Consider the following 25,113-nt stretch of genomic DNA (forward strand, 5'->3'; position numbering starts at 1 on the left):
CCGTCAAGGCCCGCGACACCGCCGATCAAGTGGGCCCGGCCAGCGGCACCATGACCGTCACCACCAGCGGGCCTCCGCCGGTCACGGGTGACACCTTCTATCTGCGCTCCGACGGGCAGCTGAGCACTCAGGCGGCCGCTACCGGTTCCTCGGACACGATCCCGTCCGCCGGCGGCGCAAACCACGACGGGACCCCGTACAACCCGCTCGTCTACGAGGTGAAGAACGTCAACGGGGCCCTCAAGACGAGCTCCGGCACGAACTTCGTCTTCAAGGTCGACGCCGGCACCCACGTCGGCTACGCCCAGCAGGCCCGGGTCTCCTACGACCTGACCGGCGACGGCACCTTCGACCGTGTCGAGACGTTCCGCTACTTCGCCACCGATCCGGTCGACGGCTGGGAGGACTACTCCGCCGCCCGGCAAGGGCTGCACTCCGCGTCGGGCACCCTGGGCGACCTGAAGGGCGGCACCGTCCGCGTCGAGATCTGGAGCGCCCTCGGCAACGGTCCGTCCACCCTCCAGGTGGGCACGGGATCCGTCCTGACCATTCCGTTCGCCTGACAGCCGATCGGACCGGCCCGGCCTGGAGACGCGACGTCCCACAGGCCGGGCTCGTCCGGTGGGCGCTCCGTCGACATCGCCCTACTCGTACCACCGCAGAACGGGCCTGCCCACGGAGCGGCCGGGGCCCGGCCCACGTCAATGGCCCATGACGCGGGGGGCGTCGGTACTGGCAGAGCCGTTTGCCACTGCTGTCGTCCTTCGCCGCCGCGTGGACCAGGCTCCACGGGAGAAGCGCACCGACGCCGGGCCGGACAGCGCGGCGCACATGAGGTCGGACATCCCAGCCCCAAGGGCCCAACGGCCCACGCCGCGCCTCCAATCGAGCGGGATGCTGGAATCGGCCGTCGTCCCCCCGACCGAGCGACTGGCACTCGACCGCGGCAGGAAGGAGACCAGGCCATGACCGACTTCGCCGGCGCACTCGTCACGCAGGAGTCGCCATCGCCCTCGCCGGCTGATGGAGTGGACACGCTCACCTGGGGGCAATCCCTCACCGTGCTGGTGATCATGGGCGGCGTCGTCCTGGCCGTCGGCTTCATCGTCATCTTCGCCCGATGGGCTCTGGCCCCTCGACGCCGGAGGGTCGAGCCGGCGGCGGCCCAGAACGACGAGAAAGTCAACGAAAAGGCCATAGAAACCGATGGCGTTGTCCGCAGCTGGTTGGCCATCGCTTTCGCAGCCGGCGCACTGATCCTCGTTCCCATCACATTCGCCCTGCAAGACAGTACGACGCGGAACGTTTTGATCGGCGCGCTGGTGGCGACCCTGTCCGCGGCAACCACCTTCTACTTCACCACGAAGTCCGCTCAGGAAGCCCAACAGAACCTACTCAAGGCGCAGGGCACCGAGCGCGTACCCGACCTGGTGGGCTTCACGCTGACTGAAGCGAGGAAGATCACCTCCGTCTCCTCCCTGATTCTGGACGTCGACCCCAACACACCGGACGGCCAGAACAAGAGGGTCAGGACAGTCCAACCGACTGCCGGCACAGAGATCACGAAGGGCGCCCACGTAACACTGACACTGGGATGAGTGCGGGCCCGACGAAGAGACCAAGCGGGTCCCGATGCCGACGAATTGCGCGGGGTGAGTCCCGGCGACTCACCCCGGTGCTGGAGCGCGATCAGCCAAGTGTGCACACCCCTCGACGAGCACCCGACCCGTCACGACCGGACGCTGACGACGGTCACGCCGACCGGCGAAGCGGTGTTTCGGTCGGAGTCTCGGCGAGGTGGGCGGTGAACCAGTCCCCCGCCAGCTCGGCGACCTTGGCCAGGGCGCCGGGCTCGGTGAACAGGTCGGTCGCGCCGGGAACGGCGACGAGTCGGTGTTCGCAGTGCATCCGGTCGGCGGCGCGTCGGTTGAGTTCGACAACCGTGGCGTCCCGGCTGCCGACGATGAGCAGTGTGGGCGCGCGCACCCGGGCCAATGCGGTGGGGGTGACAAGGTCGGGGCGGCCGCCCCGGGAGACGATCGCGCGGATGTCGGCGTCGGGAGCGGAGGCGGCTTCCAGGGCTGCCGCAGCTCCCGTGCCACGCCCGAAGCAGACGACGGGCAGGCCGGTTTCGTGCCGCAGCCAGTCGGTGGCCGCGCGCAGGCGCCGGGCGAGCAAGAGGACGTCGAACACGTTGCCCCGGTCGTGTTCCTCGTCCTCGGTGAGCAGGTCGAGCAGCAGAGTGCCCAGCCCCGAGCGGTTCAGCGCATCAGCGAGGTACCGGTTGTGGCGGCCGTGTCGGCCGCTGCCGCTGCCGTGCGCGAAAGCCACCACCGCCGGGGCCTCGTCGGGGAGGGTCAGGCGGGCGGCCAGCCTCACCCCGGCGGCGGGCAGTTGGACCTGCCTGCGCCACAACCGCGGGCTCGGCGCGGCGGCCACGAGCGGGACGGCGGGCATGGGGTGGGCAGCTCGGACGAGCAGGTCGGCCACCTCGGCATCGGACGTCTGGCCGAAGTGGTGGTACCAGGCGCCGACCGAATCCATGTGCAGAAGGGTCTGCAGACAGATGACGTCGTCCGCCACATCGTGCAGATCCGTGACGACGGCCGCCGGTCCGACCGGCACGGCAAGGACGATCTCCGCCGCCCCTTGACCGCGTGCGACCCGGCATGCGGTCTCGGCCGTGAGGCCGGTGGCCAGCCCGTCGTCCACGATCAGCGCCCTCCGCCCGGCCAGCGGGAGAGCCTGCCGGCCTGCGCTGTAATGGCGTACCCACCAGGCGAGTTCGGCCCGCGCCCGCCGTTCCACCACCCTCTGCTCGGCAGGACTCAGTCCGGCTTCCCGGACCACGGCATCGTCCAGCACGCGCACCCCGTTCTCACCGACGGCGCCGAACTTCCACTCCGGCTGCCACGGCACGCGCATCGTGCGCACCACGAGTACGCTCAACGGCGCGCCCAGTTCCTGGGCCACTTCATAGGCCACCGGCACACCGTTCCGTGCCAGCCCCAGCACCACCACGTTGTGGCCGCGCAGAAACTCGAGGTGCCAGGCCAGCTGCCGCCCTGCTTGCCTGCGGTCGTCGAAGAGCATCGCCGCCACCCCCACTCCTGACAGACGTGCGGCGGCACTCAACCGCCGCGACAGGGCGCTGAGTTGTTCCTCCACTCTCATTGCAGCGCGCTTCGCCGCACTCCGGTAGGGGCATCCGGCCCAGGCCCTGGCCCATCGGGCCCTGCCCGTCACCCGGTTCCGCCGATCGGGATGCCCATCCTGTCCGCAGGAGAGGCGAGTTCGGGAACGAGTCGCGCTCCCGGACACCGGCCCCGGGTACCTGCTGGTCCCGGTCCAGGGGCCGTTCAGACCCTGGGCAGTCCCCGGCGAGAGGCAGTCGGATGGAAGATGCGCATTCAACTACGCCGTGGGGCACGCCATTTGCCGCACCGCGGTCCGGCAGGTCCGGTGCCGGCGGCACAACGCGGCAGCCCCGGTTCGGCGCTGCGCGTCCGACGTCCAAGGGAGGAAACATGACCACGCGCATCCCCCGGCCCTCGGGGCCGAGCCGCCGAACGGTGCTGGCCGTGACGGGACTCAGCGCCGCCTCCTGGGCCCTGGCGGCCTGCGGCGACGACGACGGGTCCGGGAAGGGCAAGACCGACGTGGAGGTCTTCTCGTGGTGGACCGGCGGCGGCGAGGCGGCCGGACTCAAAGCGATGGTCGCCGACTTCGAGAAGCGCAACCCGGACATCGGCTTCAAGAACGAGGCGGTCGCGGGCGGCGCCGGCACCGCGGCCAAGCCGCAACTGGAGGCAAACCTCAAGGCGGGCAACCCGCCCGACTCCTTCCAGGGGCACGCCGGTGCCGAACTGCTGGACTACGTCAAGGCCGGCTACGTCGAGGACCTCACCTCCCTCTACGACCAGCAGGGCTGGACGAAGGTCTTCCCGGCCACTCTGCTCCCGCTGATCACCCAGGGCGGCAGGATCTACTCGGTTCCGGTCAACATCCACCGGGCCAACATGCTCTGGTCCAGCCCGGAGCTGCTGAGCGCGGCGGGGATCACCGGGGCGCCCCGGACCTGGGACGAATTCCTCGGCTTCCTCGACAAGGTGAAGGGAAAAGGCAAGATCCCCCTGTCACTGGGCGAGCAGTGGACCGCCAAGCACCTGCTGGAGACGGTTCTGCTGGGCGAGTTGGGCCGCGACGGCTACGAAGCACTGTGGAAGTCCGGCGGCGACTGGGGCGGGACGCGGGTGACGGGCGCACTGGACACCTTCGGCAAGGCCCTGGGCTACACCAACTCCGATGCGCCGTCGCTGACATGGCAGGACGCCGGCAAGCTGGTGGTGGACGGCAAGGCGGCGTACAACATCATGGGCGACTGGACCGAGGGCTACTACCGCACCGACCCGCCTGACGGTCTGGCGAAGAAGCCGAAAACCGACTACGACTGGGCCGCCGCCCCCGGCACCGACGGCCTGTACCAGTTTCTGTCGGACTCCTTCACCCTGTGCAAGAAGGCCCCGCACCGCGATGCCGCGATCGCCTGGCTGAAGGAGTGCGGCAGCAAGGCCGGCCAGGACGCCTTCAACCCCAAGAAGGGCTCCATCCCCGCCCGCAGCGACGCCGACGCCTCGCTGTACGACACCTATCTGCAATGGGCGCTGGGCGAGTGGAAGAAGGACAGGATCGTCGGCTCGCTCACGCACGGTGTGGTGGCCAGCAATGCCTGGAACACCGCCATCGACAGCGCGCTGGGTGTGTACCTCAAGGACAAGAAGGTGGCCCGGTTCCAGGACACCCTGGCCGAGGCGGCGGGGAAGTACGCGGCGTGACCGCCACCGCCACCCCCGCCAGGCCCTCCGCCGGCTCGTCGGGCGGCGCGCGGGTACGCCGCGCGCGCCGCCCCCGGGCCTGGCTGCCGGGGCTGCTCCTGCTCAGTCCGTCGATCCTGGCCATAGCCGTGTTCGTCTACGGCATGATCGGCTGGAACATCCGGGTGTCGCTCTCCAACTGGCACACGACGGTGGAAGACATGTCCTGGGGCGGCTTCGGCACGTACCGGGGCCTGCTGGACGACCAGCGGTTCAGGGACGCCTGGCTGAACCTGCTCACCTTCACCCTGGCCTTTGTCGTCGGCACCCTGGTGATGGGTCTGGTGATGGCCCTGCTGCTGGAGAAGGGCGTGCGCGGCGAGGGTTTCTTCCGGGCCGTCTACCTCTTCCCGATGGCCGTCTCCTTCATCGCCTCCGGCATCGTGTGGCGATGGCTGATGAACCCCGCCCCCGGCGACCGGGCCGCCGGGCTCAACAAGCTCTTCGGCTCCATCGGTCTCGGCGGCCTGTCCAACCCCTGGTGGCAGGACCCGCACTGGGGCATGGCCGCGATGGCCCTGCCGGCCGTCTGGCAGATGTCCGGCTATGTGATGGCGCTGTTCCTGGCCGGATTCCGGGGCGTACCGGAGGAGTTGCGCGAGGCGGCACGGGTCGACGGCGCGAACGAGTTCCAGGTCTACCGGCACATCGTCTTCCCCCACCTGCGCCCGGTCACCCTCAGCGCGCTGATCATCATCGGCCACATCTCGCTGAAGGTGTTCGACCTGATCGTCGCCATCGCCAGCCGGCAGATCATCGCCGACGTCCCGGCCGTCTACATGTGGGACATCACCTTCTTCGGCCAGGACTACGCCAAGGGCGCCGCGATCGGCGTCGTCCTGCTGCTGTTCGTCGCGCTGCTGATCATCCCGTACCTGGTTCACACCTTCCGCCAGGAAAAGTGAGGGGAAACGCCATGGTCGTCTCCACGGCCCTGCGGACCGCGAAGTACCTCGGCCTGCTCTTCCTCGTCCTGGTCGTGCTGCTGCCGGTGTACGTCCTGCTGGTCACCAGCTTCAAACCGCTGTCCGAGGCCGATCCCACCCAGGCCTGGCAGTTGCCCCGGCACTTCACCACACAGGCGTGGTCCACGGCGTACGACGCGCTGCGCGAACCGCTGCGCAACAGCGTGCTGCTGACCGTGCCCGGCTCGCTGCTCTCCGCCGCGCTCGGCTCCCTCAACGGCTACGTCCTCGCCAAGTGGCGCTTCCCGCACGCGGATCTGGTCTTCACCCTCATGTTGTTCGGCATGTTCATCCCCTACCAGGCGGTGATGATCCCCCTCGTGCAGCTGTGGACCGACCTGGGGCTCAGCGGCAGCGTCCTGGGCCTCATGCTCGCCCACATCGTCTACGGCATCCCGATCTGCACCCTCATCTTCCGCAACTACTACGCCGCCATCCCCACCGAACTCATCGAGGCGGCCCGGGTCGACGGCGCAGGCATGCTGCGCGCCTACTCCTCAGTCGTGCTGCCCAACTCCGGACCCGCCTTCGTGGTCGTCGTCATCTGGCAGTTCACCGCGATGTGGAACGACTTCCTCTTCGCCGTCTTCCTCAACGCGGGAGGCTCTCAGCCGGTGACCGTCGCCCTGAACAACCTGGCCGGCTCCCAGGTCGTGCCGTTCAACCAGCAGATGGCGGCAGCCTTGCTGGCATCACTGCCCACGCTTGTCGTGTACGTCGTCCTCGGCAGGTTCTTCATGCGGGGCCTGATGGCGGGAGCACTCCGGGACTGACGACCGAGCTCGGCAAGGCCGGGGGGGACAGAGGAGAGGGGCGGTGCCTCGGAACTGTCCAGAGGCTGCACCGAAGCCGCAGTGATGCTGCGCGGGCCGGTCGGCGTTCCCGGGCCGCGGCCCGCCCACGGCTGCGGCCGTCCTGTGACCGTCAAGGAACCAGGTGCGGTCCGCCTGCCCCGCACCGCTGGGGTCGCCCCGCGCGCCAAGGCTCGGCGACGGGAGCGCCACGCGGCTTGCGGTGGCCGCGTCATGCCGCGTCATCCGGCGGTGCGGGCGCCGCCGGGAGGGCGACGCGGACCGGTCCGCTTCGACCACTTCGCCAGGACAAGCGCGAGCATGAGCAGGACCACCCCGACCATCAGCACCGACAGCGGCGCGGCAAACGAACCGGGCAGATACCGCTCCGCCGTCTGCGGCACCGTCTGTACCGTTCCGTAGGCGCCCAGGGCCAGCAGCCACACCCGGCGCAGAACCACTCCGGCGGTCAGCAGGCCGCCGACGGTCGCCAGTGCCAGAACATGTCCGACGGGCAGTTCCAGCGTCATCTGCGCGCTGACCAGCAGACCGATCGCAGCCACGAGATACCCGGTGCCCCTGGGGGGCACACGGTCGTGGTGCGCGGCGACAGCCCAGGCCGCGGACAGCAGCCAGACCCCGCTGCCCGGCGCCCACAGTGGCACGTCGTCGCCGACGCAGGCGATGGCCGCCCCCGTCATCACCGCCGCACTCGCGAACACCGCCAGATGCTGCAACGGCAGTGGCTCGCGCAGCCACAGCAATGTGGCGTACGCCGTCGCCGTCCCGGCGGCTGCAAGCACGGTGATCTGCGGTGAGAAGTCCCCCACGCGGCCTGCGAGGACGCCCGCGAAGGCCGCCAGGCAGGCGGTGGACAACAGCCACAGCGTGCTCCGCAACCGCACCAGGGACGGCTGGGCAGCGGCAGAAACAACGGTCGCGGCACCACCGAGGGCAGCGGCAGCGACCGCGGCGAAGGTAGCCTGCGCCCCGGCCGGAATGTCGGGCCACAGCCGGTGTACCGCCAGGAATCCCGCGACCACGGTCATGGCCGCCCCCAGGTAGCCCAACGCCTCGACGACCAGGGAACCGCGCCCGCCGCGGTCCGCCGCTGAAGGCACGTGAGCAGACGGGGCACGCTCCGATGTCCAGGACGTGCGCCCCTGCTCGGCCGCTTCGATCCGCTCCGCTTGACCGCGATCCAGCAGCCCTGCAGCAACCCAGGCCGCGAGCCGGGCGTGCAGATCGGGATCGGGTGGGATTGCAGGCATGGACAGCCTCCTGTCCTCCTGCTTCCAGGGTGGACCGGACGACTGCCTCCTCACGGGGCCCAAGTGGCCTGCACCGGGGGCCTGTCGGCCCTTTCCGCTCCGATGCAGCCCGCTCGGCACCGCTGACGGCGCGCACCCCCGGGTACGGCCAGGTCCTCGATCGGTGGTGTCGTCGGTGAGCACTGGGCGAAAGCCGTCGGCAGTTCTTGACGGGACTACCTGTGTAACGGCCGTCGGCCGTCGGCCGGTCCCCGTTGGTGCCGCGGCATGGTGTTCACGCTCCCGCCGTGGCGGCCAGGGGCTTCCGGCCGGAGAAGACGTCGTTGATCTCGTCCTCGGTCCAGCCCTGCCACGAGACGGCCCGGAGCTTGCCCGTCACCGGCTTGCGGGTCGCCTGGTGCCGGGCGAGGTCCTCCTTCACGGAGGCACACGTCTTCAGGCACCACCGACGTCCCGGGCACGTCATCAACAGGGTGAGCGTCCCTTGACTCAGCACCGCCGCAGAGCCGAGGCAGCATCGTGACGCCGTCGCCGGTCGGCTACCGCGTGTCGCCGTCGTAGAGCCCGGCGATGACTGTGACGTCCGCCTCGGACATGCCCAGAATCCTGGCGATCTCGCGGACGAGGAGCGGTTCCGGGTTGTGGCTGCCGCTGCGCAGCATGTGGATGGTGGACATCGACCGTCCGGACTCCCTCGCCATCTCCCTGACCGAGATCCCGCGTACGTCCATCAACCCGGTGAGCAGCGTGGCGAACGGATGCGGCTCCAGCCGTCCGGCGGAGGCCACGGCCGGACCGAGGACCACATCGCCGATCTTGGCTTGGAATCGGATCAGCTGGTGGCTCGTGAACCCCACCTTCGCAACGAAGGGCAGGCTCTCACCACCATGGGAGCCGACCGTACCCGGTACTGACACCTCAGTGAACCGTGCAGGGTGACCGTGGTGATCGCTGTCGATCTCCAGGGGAAGCCCCGCCTCGACATCGCGGACCGTCCAGTCGCTGTTCCACCAGGGAAGTTCCCGAAGCACCTCGTCGAAGAAAGGTGGCAGGACCGTGAGATCCACCGGATCCGGGGGGTTCTTCTGACCTCCCCAGATGACACCGGGCCAGTACCTCAGTGCCGCGATCACGTCGGCTGTCAGCGTGCGGTGGGCCATCTCCATGGCCACACTCTCCCACCGGTCGACAGGGCCACGGCAGCGCCGGCTCCAGGCCGCCCTCGACGCCGGGTACCGCCGCATCGGCTCAACAGCCGCAGGCCCGCCCCGGCGCGCTCGGCCGGGGGTGAGAAGACGAGGCCGGGCCGCCGGTGCCTGCCGCTCAGTTCTGCCGGGAGTGGACCGGGCTGTTGGCGACCTCGTCAGGGCAGCGGCGGTGCGCGGCCTCGCCGTCGCGGTCGCGCAGCCAGTCGCTGACGGCCAGCGCCAGTGAGGCGGCCATGCCGACGAGAGCCACCCCGAGGGCGGCCAGCAGGGCCGTGCGGTAGTGGTCGGTGTCGCCCAGGACGAGGTAGTAGATGCCCGGTAGGGCCGCGGTGCCCACGGCGGCGCCGAGGCGCTGGCCGGTCTGGAGGGCGCCGCCCGCCGCCCCGGCCATCCGGACGGGGACCTCGCGCAGGGTCATGGTGATGTTCGGGGAGACCACGAAGCCTCCTCCGATACCCGCGACGAAGAGGGCCGGTGCGGCGATCCAGGGCGCTGCGTCGTCCGACACGAGCCACAGCGACAGCGCGGTGGTGCCCATCCCGATGATGACCGCGCTCAGTCCGCACACGGTGAGCAGGCGGCCGAAGCGGTCCACGAGGCGGCCGGCCGTCACCGCGGCGGCGGCCGACCCGAGGGCGAACGGGGTGACCGCCAGCCCGGACTGCAGCGGGGTGAAGTCCAGGCCCCGCTGGTAGAAGAGGGCGAAGACGAGCCACACCCCGCTGAAGCCGATGAAGTACAGCGTGCCGACGCCCGCGCCGACGGCGTAGCCCCGCACCGTGGTGAACAAGCGCGGGTCCAGCAGGGGCTGGGCGTCGCGCGCGACGAGGCGGTACTGGCGCCGTGCGAAGAGCGCGAGGAGCACCGCGCCCACGGGGAAGAGCCACCACAGCCGTCCGAGGCCGCCGGCGTCCGCCTGCACCAGCGGGTACATCACCGCGAGCACTCCCAGGCCGAGCAGGACGACGCCGGGGACGTCCACCGATCCTCGTCCGGAGCGTTCGACGCGCGGCAGCAGGCGCAGGCCGAGCAGGACGGCGAGGACGCCGATCGGCACGTTGACGAAGAAGATCCACCGCCAGCCGTCGGCCGAGCCGGCGAGGGCGATGATCGCGCCGCCGGTCAGGGGCCCGGCGGCGGAGGAGATGCCCACGGTGGCGCCGAAGAAGCCGAAGGCGCGGCCCCGTTCGGCGCCGCGGAACATCTGCTGGATGAGGGCGGAGTTCTGCGGGGCCATGAAGCCGGCGGCCAGGCCCTGAGCCAGTCGGGCCACCACCAGCAGGGCGATGCCGGGGGCCGCGCCGCACGCGGCGCTGAAGAGGGTGAACGCGCTCAGCGCCAGCAGGAAGATGCGGCGCCGGTCGAGTGCGTCCCCGAGCCGCCCGGCGGTGACCAGGGCCAGGGCGAATGCCAGCGCGTACCCGGAGACCACCCACTGCACCTGGGCGGGGGTGGCGCCCAGGCCGCGCTGGATGGTGGGCAGGGCCACCGCCACGATCGTCACATCGAGCAGGCTCATGAATCCCGCGACAAGGGTCACCCACAGCGCGCGCCACCGGTTCGGATCCGGGGTGTACCCGGTCCCGTCACCGCCCGCGCGCGGTCCGTCCGCCTCCGAGTCCGACACCGCCGCCACAGGACCCCTTCCGCCGCTCCATGATCAGGGGACGGGTTCCCTTTCGCGGCCACCCGCACACCCGGACGGCGCCGACGCCGCTGCCAGACCGGCAGCAACGGCTCCACCCGCCCCCACAGGTCATCCGGCACCCCCACGGAGGACCAATCCCTCCCAGGTGCTCCGACTCCCGCATCTGACGGCCTCGAAAAGAGGGTGCGGTCGGCTGAACTGGGGTGATAGGTAAGCGATGTGACAGAGAGTCTTGAGTATTCCGCTTTGCTGCGCCTGATCGACGAGCGGTCGGCCGCGTTCCGGAGTGCGGTTGCCACCGCGCCCAGCCTTGACGCGCCGGTGCCGTCCTGCCCCGAGTGGACGCTGTTCGATCTGGTGCAGCACCTGGGTACCGGCCAGCGCTGGTGGGCCGCGATCGTCGCCGCGGGCCCGGCCGCGGCTCCGCCGGCCAAGGATGCCGCGCAGGCGCCGCGCGAACTCGAGGCGCTGCTGGCCTGGTACACCGAGTCGAACGAGCTGCTGCTGCGCACGCTGCGCGAGGCCGGCCCGGACCGCGAGTGCTGGACATGGTGGAGCGCCGGTGTGTCGCCGGCGAATACCTGGGGCGTTGCCCGGCGCCGGGTGCACGAGGTGCTGGTGCACACCTACGACGCCCAGCTCGCCGCAGGTGCCGTGCAGCCGATGCCGACGGACGTCGCGATCGACGGTGTGGCCGAGTTTCTCGACACCTGCAACTCCACCCCGGCGGCCTGGCCGCACGAGGCCGCCACCGTCCACTACCACGCCACCGAGGGCCGCTCCTGGCTCCTCACGCTGGACAGCACCGGCGCCTGGCCCGCACCCCTCACGGCCGACGCCGCGCCCGCCTCCGCTGCGGCCACGGGCACGGCCGAGCAACTGCTCCTCTTCGTCTGGGGCCGCCTCACGCTGCGCGACCTGAGGATCGAGGGCGACCAGAAGGTGTTCGAGCAGTTGATCGCCTGGGAGCCCGAGGAGTAGCCAGAACGCCGTCGGTGGAGTCGTCGAGGGTCTCGTCGGCTGCTACGTGGCGGCGAGCGGGACGGTCACTGCAAGGTGCCCGTCATCGTCGGGTCGCGGGGTGTCGAGAGCATGCATGCGGGCGGCCAGGTGGCCGATCACGCGACTGGTGAGTGACTCGTCCGGTGCGGCCGTGCCGTCTGGGGGCAGACGTGTTTCGTCCTCACTCGGCGGGTTGCTGCCGAAGTAGCGGGCTGTGTCCATGTTCACGACCCAGCAGGCCAGCGAGACCCTGACCTGTCCGGGTGCCGTGGGGCGTACCCGGACGTGGGCACACATGTTGAAGTCGTCTCCGCGCAAGGTGACCGTCGTGGACGGCTCCTGGCCGTCGGCGCATTGCTGCATCAGCTCGCGTACGGCCGGTTCCACGACGGCTTGAGCCATGGGTTCTGCGTAGACCATCTGACCTCCTCGTCTACGACTGAAGATCCCAGGCGGGGTGCTCCACGGCTACCCCCGCCGGCGCCAAGGCGTCCTCGCAAGGCTTGCCCGCGCGCGACCGATCGCGCCTCGCCGAATCGTCCGGCGGGACCTGGGGCGGGGCCGCAAGCAGCTCTCGGATCGTTTCAGTGGCGCTGCAACGCGGTGTACTCGGCGGCCAGTTCGTCCGCCATCCGAGTCACTGAGAACCGGTCCGCGACCAGGTCCCGGCCCGCGGCGGCGTACCGGTGTCGGTCGGCGTCAGGGACGGCCATCAGGCGCCGCAGGCCGCGCGCGAGTCCGGTGTGGCCGGAGGTGTCCAGCAGGATTCCGTTGGCCCCGTCACGCACGTAGTGGGCGACGCCACCGCGGCGCGGCCCGGCGACGGGAAGGCCCGCTTCCATCGCCTCCAGGATCGCGATCCCGAACTCCTCCTTGGCGCTCGGGCACACGTACCAGCAGGACGCCGGCCGGGGGCGTCCGGCCAAGGCGCGTTGAAGACGTCGTACGTCGGCGTTGGGCAGCGCGGGCAGCAGGGCGAGCCGCCGGGACGCCTGCGGGCAGTCGGCGAGCAGGGTGTCGATACGGCGCCGCATGTCGGTCTCGGCCTCGGTGCCGGCGCGGGGGCTGCCGCCGATCAGCACCAGTGTGCTGGTGCGATGTCCGCCCGTCGCGAGCCAGGCCCGCACCAGGAGGTCCTGCTGCTTGACCGGGTGGAGGCGGCCCACGGACAGCAGCAGCGGCAGTTCGCGGTCCTCGGGGTCCAGGGCGTCCGGGCGGGCGCCGTCCCGGTACAGGTCCGCGAGCCCCGCTCGGCGCCGCGCGTCCTCGTCGGGGGCGGGCCGGTAGGGGGTGATGCCCTCGGGCGGGGCGCTGGGCCCGTCGCCCCCGGCGAGCCGGGTCAAGTGGGGGAAGTGACGGACGAGTTCGCGGGTGCCGCCGCGGCCGGGGATGCCGACGACCGTGTCCGCGCGCTCCACGAGCCGGTCGGCCACGAAGACCCGGTGCAGGTCGTGCCGGAGCGCCCGGGACGCCCGCGGGTCGCCGCGGTCGCTCGCGGTGTGCCGCTCGGCGAGTCCGCGGTGCGGGTCGGGCGTGGCCGTGAAGACCGTGGCCGCGCCCAGCCGTTCGGCGGCGTCGGCGAGGGCGAGGCTGCCGTCGTCGGCGTATCTGACGTGCAGTACGTCCAACGGCCGCGGCATGCCGCCGAGCAGCCGGACCGCCCACCAGGTGAGCGCGGCTCGGTGCAGGTGCATCTGCGTCGGGTCGGGTGCGCCGGGCGTGTCGAGGGGAAGTCTCACGACCCAGTGCCCGGCGCGTCGTTCGTGGGCGAGCCGGCCGTCGGCCGCCAGGTCCTCGTGCCCGGCCGTCACGATCGTGATCACACCGGCGATCCCCGCGGTCTCGGCCAGCTGGTCGCCGAGCCCGCCCAGCAGGACGGCCAGTCCCCCGCTCATTCCCTGCCCCGGTGTGTCCAGCCCGCCCAGCAGCATGGTCTGCGCGACCAGTCGGCCGGCGCGCCCGCCCCTTCCCGGTTCCAACGCGGGCTTCGGCGGTTCCAGCAGCAGCCGCTCGTAGACATCCGCGGCCGCTGCCGGGCGGGGCAGGTGGGCCGCACCGCCGGGGAGCTGGTGCAGATACCGCCATGCGGAGTGGCGTACGGCGCGGTCGGCGTGGTGGGCCGCGAAGTCGGTCTCGGACGGGGTCAGCGGGGCGAGTCCGGTGGCCGCCGCGAGGTCCAGGAGGTGGCCGGTCGCGGGGGCGCCGGGCGATGCGGTGAGTATTGCGGTGAGCGTTGCGCGGAGCGCTTCCTCCGCGTGGCGGTGGCCGTGCCAGCGCACCGTCTCCGGCCACAGCTCGGTGAGGACGGCCCTGAGCCACGGGCCGCCGTCGTGGTGGGCGAGCAGGGCCTCGGGCGTCAGCGGTACGCCGAGACGGGCCGCGCGCCGGAGGCCCGCCACGGCCGCGTCCTCGCGTCCGACACCGAGTCCGTCGCCGGGCGGCACGGCGCGTGGCCGCAGCCCGTACTCGGCCTCCAGCAGCCGGGCCAGCTCCTCCGGCGGACGTCCGGTGGGCCGGTCGTCGGCGAAACCGGTCCATCGGGCATCGCTGAAGAAGGCGGTCCGGGCGGCCACCAAGAGGTCACGGTCCTGGGTGCCGACGGTGGCCGGTCGTCCCGGGGACGGGGTTGCCCGGGTGGGTGCGAAGGCGGCGGTGGCCACGCGTTCTCCTGTCTCAGGAACGGCTCTGACCTTGGTGGTTCCGGGGCTGCCGGGCATGCGGATGCACCCGGCGACGGTGGTGATCGTCATGCGGTGCGATGCGCCGGGGCGCGGCTACGATGCGCTGGCCCGCTTCCGGTCGACCGCGGGCGCAGGACGTCTGACCGAAGGGTTCGCATGCCGCGTGTCGTTGTCGTCAGTCCCCCGTTCCTCTCCCACGCCCAGCCCCTGTCGGTCCTGGCCGGTGCCTTGCGCGAGCAGGGCGCGGACGTCCACTTCGCGTGCGCGCCGGCCTTCGAGCATCTGGCCCGGCGGGCGGGTACGGGCTTCGTACCGGTGTCCGTGACGCGCAACGCGAACACCGGGGTCGCCGAGGCGACCCGGCAGGACGCGGGGGAGGCAGAACGGCTGCGGGAGTTCCTGGACGCCACGCGGCAGGGAGCCGTCGCCGCGCTCGTCACCCAGGCCCGGCACCGGCGCGCGGACATGCTCGCGGACCCCGAAGGGGTGCTGGAGGCGCTGCGGGCGACCGACCGGCGGCTGCGGCCCGACTGGTACGTCGTCGACCAGCTCAGTTACCCCGTCACTCTGGCGCTGCACTGCCTGGGTCTGCCGTACGCCACGTTCTGCCCCGGTCATCCCAGCTATGTGCTGTCGGGCCCCGACGCCTGGTTCGGCGTTCCGTACGCCTGGCCGAAGGCCGTACGGCCCGAACCGGACGCTCTGGAGGAGCTGTACGCCGCCGCGCGGGCCAACGATGAGGCCTTCACCAGCCTTTTCGCAGCCTTCGCCCGCAAGCACGCGCCGTCCCGGCCGGCTCCGGGCAGGGCCTTCGCCCTCAGCTCCCCGTACGCCGTCGTGCACGCCTATCCCGACTTCGGCTGGCTGCCCAGGCCGCCGCAGGGGCCGGTCCGGCTGTTCGCGGGGCACATGGCCGCCCCGGCGGCAGCCTTGGACGCGGAGTGGGAGGCGCGGCTGAAGGGGCTGCGCGCTGCCGGTGAACGGCTCGTCCTCATCGCCCTCGGCACGTTTCTGTCGGCGCGCGACGACGTCCTGCGCACCGTCGTCACGGGCGTGCTGGAGGGACTGCGGGACGTGTCGGTCGTGGTGGCGGCCGGCGAGCGGGCCGGGGCGCTGGCCGACCTGGCGGGCGCACGGGTCGTCGTGGCGCCGTCGGTGCCGCAGCAGGCGCTGCTGGAGCACGTGGACGCCATGGTGCATCACGGCGGCGGCAACTCCTTCACCGAATGCCTACGGGCGGGTGTGCCCGCGCTGGTGCTGCCGTTCTCCAGCGACCAGTTCTCCGTGGCGCACGACGTGGAACGCTCGGGCGCGGGCGTGGTGCGCGATCCGAACACGCTGGCCGCGGGTGACGTGCCCGCCGCCCTGGAGGCGCTGCGGCACACGTCGGGGCCGCGTCGGTCCGGACTGAGCGCCTCGGTGCGGCGGCACGGACCGCACTGGGCCGCCGGTGAGCTGCTGAGGGTCATGGCCGGACGGCGGCCCCCGCAATGACGGCGCCGTCGCGGGGGCGGCGGCAGGTCAGGCGGGGAACGGCCCGGGGGCCGGCAGGGGCACGGGCGGGCCGAAGCGCACCGGGAGGCCGGGGGCGTACAGGACACTGACCGGCTCGCCGTCCGGCTTCGGCAGCCCCGCCGCCGGGATCAGGCCGTCCTCCCAGCCCAGGAGGGTGCAGCTGCGGAAGGTCCAGGCGGGGTGGGCGTTGGGAAGGTAGTAGGTCCGGCCGAGGAACCGTTCGTGCAGGCCCCATCGGCAGGTGAGGAACTCCTCCAGCGGGCTGGGGGTCACGGGCGTGTCGCCGACGTCGATCCACGCCCGGGACCCGCTCCGCTCACCGCCGCCGCGCCGGGCGGTCGCGTACAGCAGCCGGTTCTCGAACCACCGGCTGCTGATACGGGACCAGCGGTAGGGCAGTCCGAATCCGGCGCGGGCCGTCAGCACCGGCAGCAGCCGGTCGCAGTCGAGCGAGCGGAACACGACCCCGCGGCGGCCCAGGGAGTCGCGGCTGTACAGGCGTACGTTGACCTCGCCGAAGCTGCCCAGGTACGGCAGCGGCGGAGTCCGGCCGAAGCCGAGGTTCTCCATCCGGAAGAAGACCAGACCCACGTAGGTGCGCCCTTGGTGGAGGTCGGGGACGGTGCCGGCGGGCAGCAGTCCGGCCACGCGGAACGGGTCGGCGGGCCAGTGCAGGAACACCAGGTCGCGCCAGTGCTGCCGGAACAGCACGTGCCGCAGGGGCCTCGGTGTCAGGGGGGTCAGGGCCTCGGCCGGCCGGTGGGCGTGAGCGCGGTGCGGCGCCGGGTCGGGAGCGAGATGTCTTCTGGTCATGCCCGTCCTACCGGACCACTTCGAGCGGGGTGGCGGTCCCGGGGCGCACCAGGCGGGCGCCGTCGGACAGGGCCGTCACGACGGCGTCCACGGCCTCCTCGACGGGCAGTCCCCGGGACAGTGGCGGCGCCTCGCCGTGTACGGCTCGTCCGGCGAAGCCGGTGTCCATGTGCGGGAGGTTGATCTCCAGCACGCTCACGCCCCTGCGGCGCTGTTCCCGCCGCACCGCCGTGAGCCAGGTGGCCAGCGCCGCTTTGGCGGCGGCGTAGTCCGCCATCCGGGCCGGGGCCGCCTCGGCGACGACCCCGGTGACGGCGGCCAGGACGCCTCCCTCTGCGATCCGGGGCGCGGCGGCGCGCAGAAACGCCATCGGGGCGAGCGCGTTGACCGCGGCGAGGTGTTCGGCGACGGCGTCGCTCACCTCGGGGGCCGGGCCGAACGCGGCGACACCCGAGCAGACCACGACACCGTCCAGACCGCCCAGTTCGGTCTCCGCCCAGCGCACGGTCAGCGCGCAGCCGTCGAGGTCCCACGCGTCGAACGTGCGGGCGGGAGCGCCTCCGCACTCCGCCGAGATACGAGCGAGCGTGTCTTGATCACGACCGGCGAGGGCCAGGCGTGCTCCGAGGGCGTGCAGGCGAGTGACGAGGGCTGCGCCGAGCTGACCCGTGGCACCGGGCACCAGGATCCGTGCGCCGCGCATCTCCATGCCGCACCTCCCATGACTCCATGATCGCTGTCTCATCTGCTTCGGCGACCGCCCGCCGATCGGATGCAGGTCATGGTCCGTCCGTACACCTGTGGGGCATCCGAACGAGGAACGGATCACCGAGGGGCCGGCCGAGTCGAGACGACCGGCGGCAAAAGGTTTGCTGGGCTCAGGCCTGGAGGGGCGGCGTTCACATGTCAGCCGCCGTTCAGGACGTCTCGAGAGCCGGAGGAAGGTTCGAGCTCGTGTACGCATCTGCGATGCCGAACACACTCGCGCACGCCGGGCACTCCGCAAGGCCGAAGACGTGCCTGATCCCCTCGGCCATCTCCTGTTGCTCGTCCCGGACGGCTGTGGCGAGCATCCATCGACCGGGGTCGCGAAGCTCCTCGGCCTGGGCCGGCCGCAGCGCCCGCCGTCCGACATCCCCAGAATCCCAGTCGCGTATGGCCGAGTAGCAGCCGTGGTCACCGACGGCGATGGTCACTTCCGCTTCGCAGTGCGGGCAGGACACGGCGCAGAAGGCGTCGGTGAAGTCCAAGGGCGCCGGCCACCTCCAGCGCCTGGCCACTCATGGAGCCAGGAATGCCACACGCGGAAGAGCAGCGAAGCTCGCAGGGAAGACCGTCTCACGATGCAGGCACCGACGGTCCCACAGCTCTTCCCATGCCTCCGGGGCTTCCTCTCACTCAACCTGATCCAGGTGCGCCCGGTACCGACCCGCAGGACGCCAGAGCCACAGGGCGTGGGCTTCCTTCAGGAGTTCCGGCAGGGGTACCGGGCGCCGAGGGGGTCCCCCCGTGAGACCGCTACCGGGCCGGTGTGTCCAGCCGGTAATGCAGGTGCACGACGCCGGTGTCGAAGGTGTGCGTGCCCGCGAGAGTCATGTCCAGCCGCTTCCCGTGGTCCGGGAACAGCCGGGTGCCGCCGCCGAGGACGATCGGGAACACCATCAGGTGCAGATCATCCAGCAGACCGGCCTCCAACAGCGTGCGGACGACGGAGATGCTGCCGGACGTGTTGATGTTCCGTCCCGGGGCGTTCTTGAGCTCGTTGAGCTGCTCTATGAGGTCGCCGCCGAGGATCTCGCTGTTGTTCCATTCCGCCACGGTGAGGGAGTGCGAGGCGACCAGCTTCCGCATCCCGTTGAACGCGTCCGCCATCGGCCCCGTCTGCTGCGACCAGTAGCCGGCGAACTCCTCATACGTGGTGCGTCCCAGCAGCATGGTGTCGGCTTCCGCCACCAGCCCACCGATGATCGCGCCCGCCTCCTCGGTCATGTGCTGGAAGGTCCACTGCTCCGGCGCGCCCACCACGCCGTCGGCGGAGATGAAGAGCCCGGCCACAATCCTGCGTTGCGTCATGATGCTTCCCTGTCATTGACCTGCGGTGACAAGGACAACCCTCACGCGACACGGCAGCACCATCAAGATCGCTTCTCGCTACGATCGTTGCGCCTGACACAACGATGGGGGACGACATGCTGGAACGCGTGGAAACCGAAGTGCTTCTCACCCTGGCCGAGGAACTGCACTTCGGCCGCACGGCGGAACGGCTGCGGCTGACCACCAGTCAGGTCAGCCGGATCGTCAAGAGTCTCGAACGGCGGGTGGGGGCAAGCCTGTTCGCACGCACCAGCAGGGTCGTGACACTGACCTCCATCGGCGCCGCGCTCGTGGCGGACCTCAAGCCGCACGTGCGGGGCATGGACGCGGCCGTACGCAAGGCCGTCGAAGCCGGGCGCGGGGTCCACGGCACGCTGAAGGTCGCGTTCCTCGGGGCGGCCGCGGGACAGCTCCTCCTCAAGGCGGTGGCCCTCTTCGGCGCCCGGCACCCCGACTGCGGGGTCAGCCTGCACGAGGCCCAGGTCCACGACGCCTGCGCCCGCCTGCTCGACGGAGACGTCGACGTGCTCATCACCGCACTGCCCGTGCGCGGCGTCCGGGTGGGACCGGTCCTGCTGTCCGAACCCCAGATACTGGTCGTCCCCCGTGGCCACCGTCTCGCCGGCGAGGCTGCCGTGAGCCGCGAGGTGTTCGCCGATCACCCGGTCGTCCAGATGCCCGACACGCTTCCCGAGGAGACCCGGCTGCACCGCGTGCCGGCAACGACCCCCAGCGGCCGCCGGGTCCGCCTGGGCCCCATGGCGAACACCTTTCCGGAGATCCTCGGCCTCGTCTCCTCGGGCCAGGGCATCTTCCCCGTCGGAGAGCACGCAGCCCGCTTCTACCCGCGCCCGGACCTCACCTACATTCCGCTGGCCGACGCACCCCCTGTGCAGTGGGCGCCGGTATGGCGGGAGGCGAACGAGACCGGCTCGGTGCGGGCCTTCGTCCAGTGCGCAGTACAGGCCGCACACGACGCATCCCCTCGAGAGGCGGCGGACGGTACGCACACGCAATGAGGGGGCTACGGCACAGTACGGGGCCGGTCGTGACGGGCCGGCCATCCGCTGGCCTTGGTGGAATCCATCCGGGCCAGTACGACGGCTCGCCGTGGTCCCACCGACCGCAGCGTGACGAGTTTTCCCGATGCTCCCGGCGCGGCCGATGAGTTTGCCGCTCCCGGCCGGTCCACGCTCGTGACACCCAGGAAAGGACATCGTCATGTCGGAGCTTCTCGTCGACTTCATCACCTCCCTCGACGGCTACGCATCGGGAGAGGGATGGCCCGGCTTCTGGGGGCTCGAGGGCCCGGAGTACCTCGCGTGGCTCGGCGAGCAGCCCCAGGCCACCTATCTGATGGGAACCAACACCTACCGCCTGATGTCCGGCTTCGCCGCGGGCGAGGTCCCCAAGGGCCAGGACGAGTTCAGGCCCGAAGAGGAGGCGTCCGTCGACGGGCTCACGCAAGCGGCCAAGGTGGTGTTCTCCTCCTCGCTGGCGGAGCCCCTGACGTGGGCCAACTCCACGCTCGTCCGCGACGACGCCGTCGAGGCGGTCCGCGCCATGAAGTCGAGTGGCACGGGGCTCCTCAGCACGATCGGCAGCCTCAGCCTGTGCCGGTCCCTGCTACGAGCGGGACTCGTCGACCGCTTCCGGGTCGTGATGTTCCCGGTGATCACCGGGGCCACGGGCGAGGAACGCATCTACGACGGCTATCCCGACGTGGCCCTGGAGATGATCGAGCACCGCACCTTCGACGGCCGCATCCAACTCGTCGAGTACAAGCCCAGCGTGCTCGACCACCCGCCGCTCGGCACCCCCGCGTGACTTCCCCCTCCGGTTCTGGTCAGGGCGAGTCAGGCGGCCTTGATGCATGGCGGAAGGCCTCTTGGCGGCTCGCGGCTACGGCTGTTGAGTCCAGCGAGCCGCAAGAGGCCCCGGTGTTCACGGACACCCGCCCGGCACCGACCGTTCTCCGCCGCGAAACCGCTTGGCTGACCGGCAGCATCCGGACGGTGAGGCACGCGAAGAGAACGGCTTCTCATGACGTGGCGTCCCGCTCCCAGCGGTAGAAGCAGCGCGCCATCGCGTCCTTCGGTGAACGCCAGGTCGCCGGATCGTACGCGGTGACGTACGCCGACAGCCGTTCGCTGACGTCCCGGAACTCAGGATGTCCGGCCAGCTCGGCGATGGCGGGTGCGGGGTCCCGCTCCGACTCGATGAGGTGCAGATAGACGTCACCGAACTGGAAGAGACTGCGGCGGGCAACCCCCACGAGGTGTGGCAGCTCTCCCCGGTCCGACTCCTCGAACACCTTGGCGATGTCGAAGGCCGACTCCGGCGCCATGCGGGCGATGATCAGGGATTGGTGCATCGTCCTGTCCTCCGTCCGGCTCAGTCGGACAGCACCGGCGCGGGCCGGCGCTCCCTGGCAGCCTGCTCGATCCGGTCCCGGATCAGGGCCATCTGCACCTTGGAGTTCCGGTTGATGTTGTTCGTCATCCAGGCGTCGTCGACCGGTGCGTCCGGCTTCATGGCGAAGTCCTGGGTCCACACCATCCGGGTGCCCTCGAGCACCGTCTCGTACCGCCACACGATGTTCATGTAGGCGAAGGGGCCGGTCTCGACGCGGCGGGCCCGCACCATGAGCGCGTCCCGGTCCGGCTCGCGTTCCGACACCCAGCTCCACACCTTGCCGTTGTCGTCGGGGTGCATGGTCAGCCGGAAGGTGGTCCTGTTCCCCTCCTGGGAGAGGATCTCGGCGGAGGCGTACTCGCTGAACAGCTGCGGCCAGCTCGCGACATCGTTGGTCATGTTCCAGACCAGGTCGAGCGGTGCGTTGATGGTGATCTCGTTCTGCGTGTGCCCGGTCATGTCAGGCTCCCGCCAGAAGAACGCTGTTGACCATTTCGAGGAACTGCTGGGGTGTCTTGCTCTTCTCGGCGTCGGCAGGCATCGGCGTGCCGTACCGGTTCTCCAGCTCGCCGACGATGCCGAGCAGCGCGAGGGAGTCGATCCCGAAGGCGTCGAAGCCGGTGTCGTAGCGCTCCCGGAGCTCCTCCGGCGAGACGGTGACTCCGGCGGACTTCTTCATGAGCTCGGTGAGCTCTTCCACGGTGATGCGGTCACTCATGCGGTGTGTCTCCCTGTCGTGTCGGTGTATCGGTGTGTCGGGTGTTCCGGGGCTGTGTGATGGGAGCCGGTGATGCCTCGTCATGAGGCGTCGCCGGTGCCGCGCCGGAGCACGAGCGCCGAGTTGGAGCCCATGAGCCCTCGGCTGAGGACGAGTGCTGTGCGCAGGTCGGCGGCGCGGGCGCGGGAGGTCACGAGGTCGAGGTCGTGACAGGCGTCGAAGACGTTGGGGGTCGGCGGGATCAGACCGTGTTCCAGCGCGAGGACAGCCGCGGCGACGTCGAGGACGGGCGCCGCCGAGTAGCTCCGGCCGGTGCCGGTCTTCGGCGCCGTGACGGGGACGCGCCTGCCGTGCGGGCCCAGGGCGTCGACGATCGCCAGTGCCTCGGCGCGGTCCGCCTCCGGCACACCGAGGGCGTCGGCGAACACCACGTCGATCTCCTCGGGCGCACAGCCGGCCTCCTCCAAGGCGCCCCGCACGGCCTGGGCCAGGCCCTGTCCGGACTGCTCCCACCGGGAGGCACCCGTGAAGGTGGCGGCATGGCCAGCCAGGGTGGCGCGCACGGACGCGCCCCGTCGACGGACCGATTCCTCGCTTTCCACGACGAGCATGGCGCCGCCTTCGGCGGGCACGAATCCGCAGGCCGCGGCGGTGAAGGGGCGGTAGGCCCGCTCGGGGTCGTCGACCGTGCTCAACTCCTGGTAGCCGAGCTGGCAGACCATCGAATACGGGGCCAGCGGCGCCTCGGTCGCGCCGGCCACGAGCACGTCGGTGCCGCGCCGCACGGCCCGTGCCGCATGCCCCAGGGCGTCGAGTCCGCCGGCCTCGTCGGCGGCCACCACACCGCAAGGCCCTTTGAAACCACGGCGGATGGAGATCTGGCCGGTGCTGGCGGCATAGAACCAGGCGATGGACTGGTACGGGCCGACGTAACGACTGCCCTTGTCCCACAGCTGCTGGAGTTCCCGCTGCCCGAACTCACCGCCCCCGGAGCCTGCCGCGGTCACCACACCGACGGAGAACGGTGCCGTGTCCGTGCTGCTGCGGCCGAGGCCGGCGTCGTCGAGGGCTTGGTCGGCGGCGGCCATCGCGAAGTGGGTGAACCGGTCGGTCTGGACGAGGTAGCGCTCCTCGACCAGGGTCGGCGGGTCGAAGTCCCGGACCTCGCCGGCCACCCGCAGCGGGAGGTGCCCGCATCCCTCACGGGTGATCCGGTCCAGGACGCTGATGCCCTCCTGGGTCGACTTCCAGAAGGTCTCGGTGCTGGTTCCGTTGGGCGCGACCAGCCCGATGCCGGTGACGGCCGCGCGCCGAGGATGTCCGCTCATCGTGTGTCCTTCCTCGGCAGGGTCAGGACCACCGCGGACTGGAAGCCGCCGAATCCGCTGCCCACGGAGAGAACACTGTTCAGCCTGCGCTCACGGGCGGTGCGCGGGACGTAGTCCAGATCGCACTCGGGGTCAGGTGTCTCGTAGTTCGCGGTGGGCGGGACGACCTGGTGGGTCAGGGACAGCGCACAGGCGACGAGTTCGATCGCGCCGATCGCGCCGAGGGAGTGGCCCACCATGGACTTGATGGAGCTCATGGGTGTGTCGTAGGCGTGCGCGCCGAGGGCCCGTTTGACGGCGGCCGTCTCGTGCCGGTCGTTCTGGAGGGTGCCCGAGCCGTGCGCGTTGACGTAGTCGATCGCCGTACGGTCCAGCCGGGCTTGGCCCAGGGCGTCCTCGATGGCCCGGGCCATCTCCAGGCCCTCGCTGGTCAGACCGGTCATGTGGTAGGCGTTGCCGAACGTGGCGTACCCGCCGATCTCGCAGTACACGTGCGCGCCGCGGGTCCGGGCGTGTTCCAGCTCCTCCAGGACGAGGACCGCGCCGCCCTCCCCCATGACGAACCCGTTGCGGTCCGCGTCGAAGGGACGCGAGGCGCGGGCGGGGTCGTCGTTGTTCGGGGACGTCGCCTTGATGGCGTCGAAGCAGGCCATGGTGATCGGTGAGATCGGCGAGTCCGACGCCCCGGTTATGCAGATGTCGGCTCTTCCTTCCTCGATCGTGTGGAAGGCGTAGCCGACCGCGTCCAGGCCCGATGTGCACCCGGTGGACACCGTCTGCACCGGGCCGCGGGCCTCGAACCGCTCCGCCACCGTCGAGGCGAGCGTGCTCGGCGAGAACGCCCGGTGCAGATGCGGGCCGGCCTGTCGGTGGTCCACGTCCCAGCGTGTGCCTCGCTCGCTGGCCAGCACGTAGTCGTGCTCCAGTCGGGTGGTGCCGCCGACCGCGGTGCCCAGGGAGACCGCCACCCGCCACGGGTTCTCCGTGGCGAGGTCGAGGCCGGAGTCCCGGACCGCCTCCTCCCCGGCCGCCAGGGCGAACTGGATGTACCGGTCGCACCGTGCGATCTGATCCGCGTCCAGGCCGTGGGCCGCGGGGTCGAAGTCGCACTCCGCGGCGATCCGCGAGCGGAGCCCGGCCGGGTCGAAGAAGGTGATGCCACGCGTCGCCGTGCGCCCGTGGGACAGCAGGTCCCAGAAGGCCGTGACTCCGATGCCGTCCGGGGCGACGACGCCCAGGCCGGTGACTGCCACCCGCCTGGTCATGACCGGACCTGAGGTCGTTCGGCCACCCGCCCCACGGCCGTGTGGGTCGGTTCCGCCGCGATCGGCACGCCGTCGGCGTCCTCGGTGTCGACATGGCCGAGTGGCGGGCTCGGCGCGAGCGGGCCGAGGTGGAAGACCATGCGGGCCTCCACCCTGCCGACGTTGCGGAAGCGGTGCCGCATGTGAGCGGGGATCAGCAGCCCTTGCTCGGGCTGCAACGGGTGTGTTTCACCGTCCAGGTCCACCTCCAGCTGCCCGCAGAGGACGTAGATGAACTCCTCCGAGTAGGGGTGGTAGTGCTCGGCGATGCGGTCGCCGGGCTGCACGATGGCCACGCCCATGAAACCGCTGGTGGAGCCGACGGTCGTGGGGGTGAGCAGGGCGCGCAGGTCGCCGCCGCGCCGGGTGTTGGGCTCGATCTCGCTCAGGTCCACGATTCCAGGAAGTTGGGTCACGACGTTCCTCCGAACATGTGGTGCGTCGGCATGGCACGTGGACGTCACACGGCCCGGATGCCGGGGTGGC

The 25,113-nt window shown here is 71.0% G+C and carries 25 protein-coding genes and 1 pseudogene; 9 read left to right on the top strand and 17 right to left on the bottom strand.

What is annotated here, in order from left to right; genetic code table 11:
- Nucleotides 1–563: pseudogene (locus DI272_RS44390) on the top strand (glycosyl hydrolase); the annotation flags it as partial.
- 402 nt (nucleotides 564–965) lie between these two features.
- On the top strand, nucleotides 966–1,598 hold the full coding sequence (locus DI272_RS01800; RefSeq protein WP_109493367.1) for a PASTA domain-containing protein: 633 nt from the start codon (nucleotides 966–968) through the stop codon (nucleotides 1,596–1,598).
- Between the two features lie 154 nt (nucleotides 1,599–1,752).
- On the opposite strand, the gene DI272_RS01805 is transcribed toward DI272_RS01800, so the two are convergent.
- Nucleotides 1,753–3,093 (bottom strand): phosphoribosyltransferase family protein, encoded by a 1,341-nt coding sequence (locus DI272_RS01805; RefSeq protein ID WP_109500629.1) that lies wholly within the window; start codon nucleotides 3,091–3,093, stop codon nucleotides 1,753–1,755.
- A 434-nt stretch (nucleotides 3,094–3,527) separates the two neighbouring features.
- Here DI272_RS01805 and DI272_RS01810 point away from each other — a divergent pair, with 434 nt between their 5' ends.
- The 3 genes from DI272_RS01810 to DI272_RS01820 are packed head-to-tail and all read left to right on the top strand — an operon-like array spanning nucleotide 3,528 to nucleotide 6,612.
- The gene (locus DI272_RS01810; protein WP_109493368.1) at nucleotides 3,528–4,835 is read left to right on the top strand and encodes an ABC transporter substrate-binding protein; all 1,308 of its coding nucleotides are present in this window, start codon (nucleotides 3,528–3,530) and stop codon (nucleotides 4,833–4,835) included.
- On the top strand, nucleotides 4,832–5,779 hold the full coding sequence (locus DI272_RS01815; RefSeq protein WP_258314425.1) for a carbohydrate ABC transporter permease: 948 nt from the start codon (nucleotides 4,832–4,834) through the stop codon (nucleotides 5,777–5,779). Before DI272_RS01810 ends, DI272_RS01815 begins: the two co-directional genes overlap by 4 nt.
- A gap of 11 nt (nucleotides 5,780–5,790) precedes the next feature.
- Nucleotides 5,791–6,612, top strand: coding sequence for a carbohydrate ABC transporter permease (locus DI272_RS01820; RefSeq protein ID WP_109493369.1), 822 nt, complete (start codon nucleotides 5,791–5,793; stop codon nucleotides 6,610–6,612).
- 260 nt (nucleotides 6,613–6,872) lie between these two features.
- Here the strand turns inward: DI272_RS01820 and DI272_RS01825 are convergent, their stop codons facing one another.
- The 4 genes from DI272_RS01825 to DI272_RS01840 all read right to left on the bottom strand — a co-directional run bounded on the left by DI272_RS01825 (nucleotide 6,873) and on the right by DI272_RS01840 (nucleotide 10,736).
- A complete protein-coding gene (locus tag DI272_RS01825) occupies nucleotides 6,873–7,901 on the bottom strand; it encodes a DUF2157 domain-containing protein (RefSeq protein ID WP_109493370.1) in 1,029 nt (342 codons plus the stop codon).
- A 274-nt stretch (nucleotides 7,902–8,175) separates the two neighbouring features.
- A complete protein-coding gene (locus tag DI272_RS01830) occupies nucleotides 8,176–8,322 on the bottom strand; it encodes a hypothetical protein (RefSeq protein WP_258314426.1) in 147 nt (48 codons plus the stop codon).
- Nucleotides 8,323–8,440: 118 nt separating this feature from the next.
- Nucleotides 8,441–9,067 carry a helix-turn-helix transcriptional regulator gene (locus tag DI272_RS01835; protein WP_109493371.1) on the bottom strand — a complete coding sequence of 209 codons (627 nt, stop codon included), beginning with the start codon at nucleotides 9,065–9,067 and terminating at the stop codon, nucleotides 8,441–8,443.
- Nucleotides 9,068–9,224: 157 nt separating this feature from the next.
- On the bottom strand, nucleotides 9,225–10,736 hold the full coding sequence (locus tag DI272_RS01840; RefSeq protein WP_109500631.1) for an MFS transporter: 1,512 nt from the start codon (nucleotides 10,734–10,736) through the stop codon (nucleotides 9,225–9,227).
- Between the two features lie 240 nt (nucleotides 10,737–10,976).
- Between DI272_RS01840 and DI272_RS01845 the strand changes: the two genes are divergently transcribed.
- Nucleotides 10,977–11,738: a maleylpyruvate isomerase family mycothiol-dependent enzyme gene (locus tag DI272_RS01845; protein ID WP_109493372.1), complete on the top strand. Its 762-nt coding sequence runs from the start codon at nucleotides 10,977–10,979 to the stop codon at nucleotides 11,736–11,738.
- 42 nt (nucleotides 11,739–11,780) lie between these two features.
- Here the strand turns inward: DI272_RS01845 and DI272_RS01850 are convergent, their stop codons facing one another.
- Both DI272_RS01850 and DI272_RS01855 read right to left on the bottom strand, forming a co-directional pair.
- Entirely contained in the window at nucleotides 11,781–12,161 is a 381-nt protein-coding gene (locus DI272_RS01850) for a hypothetical protein (RefSeq protein WP_258314427.1), read from the bottom strand.
- 182 nt (nucleotides 12,162–12,343) lie between these two features.
- The gene (locus tag DI272_RS01855; RefSeq protein ID WP_181387058.1) at nucleotides 12,344–14,419 is read right to left on the bottom strand and encodes a glycosyltransferase family 4 protein; all 2,076 of its coding nucleotides are present in this window, start codon (nucleotides 14,417–14,419) and stop codon (nucleotides 12,344–12,346) included.
- A 177-nt stretch (nucleotides 14,420–14,596) separates the two neighbouring features.
- Between DI272_RS01855 and DI272_RS01860 the strand changes: the two genes are divergently transcribed.
- Entirely contained in the window at nucleotides 14,597–15,934 is a 1,338-nt protein-coding gene (locus DI272_RS01860; protein ID WP_109493375.1) for a glycosyltransferase, read from the top strand.
- Nucleotides 15,935–15,961: 27 nt separating this feature from the next.
- On the opposite strand, the gene DI272_RS01865 is transcribed toward DI272_RS01860, so the two are convergent.
- The 4 genes from DI272_RS01865 to DI272_RS01880 form a co-directional block, all read right to left on the bottom strand.
- Nucleotides 15,962–16,768 carry a YqjF family protein gene (locus tag DI272_RS01865; protein ID WP_181387059.1) on the bottom strand — a complete coding sequence of 269 codons (807 nt, stop codon included), beginning with the start codon at nucleotides 16,766–16,768 and terminating at the stop codon, nucleotides 15,962–15,964.
- Nucleotides 16,769–16,775: 7 nt separating this feature from the next.
- Entirely contained in the window at nucleotides 16,776–17,477 is a 702-nt protein-coding gene (locus DI272_RS01870; RefSeq protein ID WP_109493376.1) for an SDR family oxidoreductase, read from the bottom strand.
- 208 nt (nucleotides 17,478–17,685) lie between these two features.
- Complete coding sequence (locus DI272_RS01875; RefSeq protein WP_109493377.1) at nucleotides 17,686–18,018, bottom strand: hypothetical protein; 333 nt, start codon at nucleotides 18,016–18,018, stop codon at nucleotides 17,686–17,688.
- Between the two features lie 268 nt (nucleotides 18,019–18,286).
- Nucleotides 18,287–18,841 carry a dihydrofolate reductase family protein gene (locus tag DI272_RS01880; RefSeq protein ID WP_109493378.1) on the bottom strand — a complete coding sequence of 185 codons (555 nt, stop codon included), beginning with the start codon at nucleotides 18,839–18,841 and terminating at the stop codon, nucleotides 18,287–18,289.
- A gap of 128 nt (nucleotides 18,842–18,969) precedes the next feature.
- Here DI272_RS01880 and DI272_RS01885 point away from each other — a divergent pair, with 128 nt between their 5' ends.
- Both DI272_RS01885 and DI272_RS01890 read left to right on the top strand, forming a co-directional pair.
- The gene (locus DI272_RS01885; protein ID WP_258314428.1) at nucleotides 18,970–19,881 is read left to right on the top strand and encodes a LysR family transcriptional regulator; all 912 of its coding nucleotides are present in this window, start codon (nucleotides 18,970–18,972) and stop codon (nucleotides 19,879–19,881) included.
- A gap of 202 nt (nucleotides 19,882–20,083) precedes the next feature.
- Nucleotides 20,084–20,689 carry a dihydrofolate reductase family protein gene (locus DI272_RS01890; protein ID WP_109493379.1) on the top strand — a complete coding sequence of 202 codons (606 nt, stop codon included), beginning with the start codon at nucleotides 20,084–20,086 and terminating at the stop codon, nucleotides 20,687–20,689.
- Between the two features lie 214 nt (nucleotides 20,690–20,903).
- Here the strand turns inward: DI272_RS01890 and DI272_RS01895 are convergent, their stop codons facing one another.
- From DI272_RS01895 to DI272_RS01920, 6 genes are all read right to left on the bottom strand, one after another.
- Nucleotides 20,904–21,236 carry a TcmI family type II polyketide cyclase gene (locus DI272_RS01895; protein WP_109493380.1) on the bottom strand — a complete coding sequence of 111 codons (333 nt, stop codon included), beginning with the start codon at nucleotides 21,234–21,236 and terminating at the stop codon, nucleotides 20,904–20,906.
- Nucleotides 21,237–21,256: 20 nt separating this feature from the next.
- Nucleotides 21,257–21,736: an SRPBCC family protein gene (locus DI272_RS01900; RefSeq protein WP_109493381.1), complete on the bottom strand. Its 480-nt coding sequence runs from the start codon at nucleotides 21,734–21,736 to the stop codon at nucleotides 21,257–21,259.
- Nucleotide 21,737: 1 nt separating this feature from the next.
- Complete coding sequence (locus DI272_RS01905; RefSeq protein WP_109493382.1) at nucleotides 21,738–21,995, bottom strand: acyl carrier protein; 258 nt, start codon at nucleotides 21,993–21,995, stop codon at nucleotides 21,738–21,740.
- A gap of 80 nt (nucleotides 21,996–22,075) precedes the next feature.
- Nucleotides 22,076–23,323, bottom strand: a complete 1,248-nt coding sequence (locus tag DI272_RS01910; protein ID WP_109493383.1) for a ketosynthase chain-length factor — start codon at nucleotides 23,321–23,323, stop codon at nucleotides 22,076–22,078.
- Nucleotides 23,320–24,588 carry a beta-ketoacyl synthase gene (locus DI272_RS01915; RefSeq protein ID WP_109493384.1) on the bottom strand — a complete coding sequence of 423 codons (1,269 nt, stop codon included), beginning with the start codon at nucleotides 24,586–24,588 and terminating at the stop codon, nucleotides 23,320–23,322. Before DI272_RS01915 ends, DI272_RS01910 begins: the two co-directional genes overlap by 4 nt.
- The gene (locus DI272_RS01920) at nucleotides 24,585–25,022 is read right to left on the bottom strand and encodes a cupin domain-containing protein (RefSeq protein WP_109493385.1); all 438 of its coding nucleotides are present in this window, start codon (nucleotides 25,020–25,022) and stop codon (nucleotides 24,585–24,587) included. Before DI272_RS01920 ends, DI272_RS01915 begins: the two co-directional genes overlap by 4 nt.
- Between the last annotated feature and the right edge of the window lie 91 nt (nucleotides 25,023–25,113).

This window comes from Streptomyces sp. Act143 (assembly GCF_003143935.1).
Classification (GTDB): domain Bacteria; phylum Actinomycetota; class Actinomycetes; order Streptomycetales; family Streptomycetaceae; genus Streptomyces.

Excerpts from the sequence above, each read along its gene's own strand:
- DI272_RS01800 (WP_109493367.1), top strand. The coding sequence starts at position 966 with ATGACCGACTTCGCCGGCGCACTCGTCACGCAGGAGTCGCCATCGCCC.
- DI272_RS01805 (WP_109500629.1), bottom strand. The coding sequence starts at position 3,093 with ATGCTCTTCGACGACCGCAGGCAAGCAGGGCGGCAGCTGGCCTGGCAC.
- DI272_RS01810 (WP_109493368.1), top strand. The coding sequence starts at position 3,528 with ATGACCACGCGCATCCCCCGGCCCTCGGGGCCGAGCCGCCGAACGGTG.
- DI272_RS01820 (WP_109493369.1), top strand. The coding sequence starts at position 5,791 with ATGGTCGTCTCCACGGCCCTGCGGACCGCGAAGTACCTCGGCCTGCTC.
- DI272_RS01825 (WP_109493370.1), bottom strand. The coding sequence starts at position 7,901 with ATGCCTGCAATCCCACCCGATCCCGATCTGCACGCCCGGCTCGCGGCC.
- DI272_RS01835 (WP_109493371.1), bottom strand. The coding sequence starts at position 9,067 with ATGGAGATGGCCCACCGCACGCTGACAGCCGACGTGATCGCGGCACTG.
- DI272_RS01850 (WP_258314427.1), bottom strand. The coding sequence starts at position 12,161 with ATGGCTCAAGCCGTCGTGGAACCGGCCGTACGCGAGCTGATGCAGCAA.
- DI272_RS01860 (WP_109493375.1), top strand. The coding sequence starts at position 14,597 with ATGCCGCGTGTCGTTGTCGTCAGTCCCCCGTTCCTCTCCCACGCCCAG.
- DI272_RS01865 (WP_181387059.1), bottom strand. The coding sequence starts at position 16,768 with ATGACCAGAAGACATCTCGCTCCCGACCCGGCGCCGCACCGCGCTCAC.
- DI272_RS01870 (WP_109493376.1), bottom strand. The coding sequence starts at position 17,477 with ATGGAGATGCGCGGCGCACGGATCCTGGTGCCCGGTGCCACGGGTCAG.
- DI272_RS01880 (WP_109493378.1), bottom strand. The coding sequence starts at position 18,841 with ATGACGCAACGCAGGATTGTGGCCGGGCTCTTCATCTCCGCCGACGGC.
- DI272_RS01890 (WP_109493379.1), top strand. The coding sequence starts at position 20,084 with ATGTCGGAGCTTCTCGTCGACTTCATCACCTCCCTCGACGGCTACGCA.
- DI272_RS01895 (WP_109493380.1), bottom strand. The coding sequence starts at position 21,236 with ATGCACCAATCCCTGATCATCGCCCGCATGGCGCCGGAGTCGGCCTTC.
- DI272_RS01900 (WP_109493381.1), bottom strand. The coding sequence starts at position 21,736 with ATGACCGGGCACACGCAGAACGAGATCACCATCAACGCACCGCTCGAC.
- DI272_RS01905 (WP_109493382.1), bottom strand. The coding sequence starts at position 21,995 with ATGAGTGACCGCATCACCGTGGAAGAGCTCACCGAGCTCATGAAGAAG.
- DI272_RS01910 (WP_109493383.1), bottom strand. The coding sequence starts at position 23,323 with ATGAGCGGACATCCTCGGCGCGCGGCCGTCACCGGCATCGGGCTGGTC.
- DI272_RS01915 (WP_109493384.1), bottom strand. The coding sequence starts at position 24,588 with ATGACCAGGCGGGTGGCAGTCACCGGCCTGGGCGTCGTCGCCCCGGAC.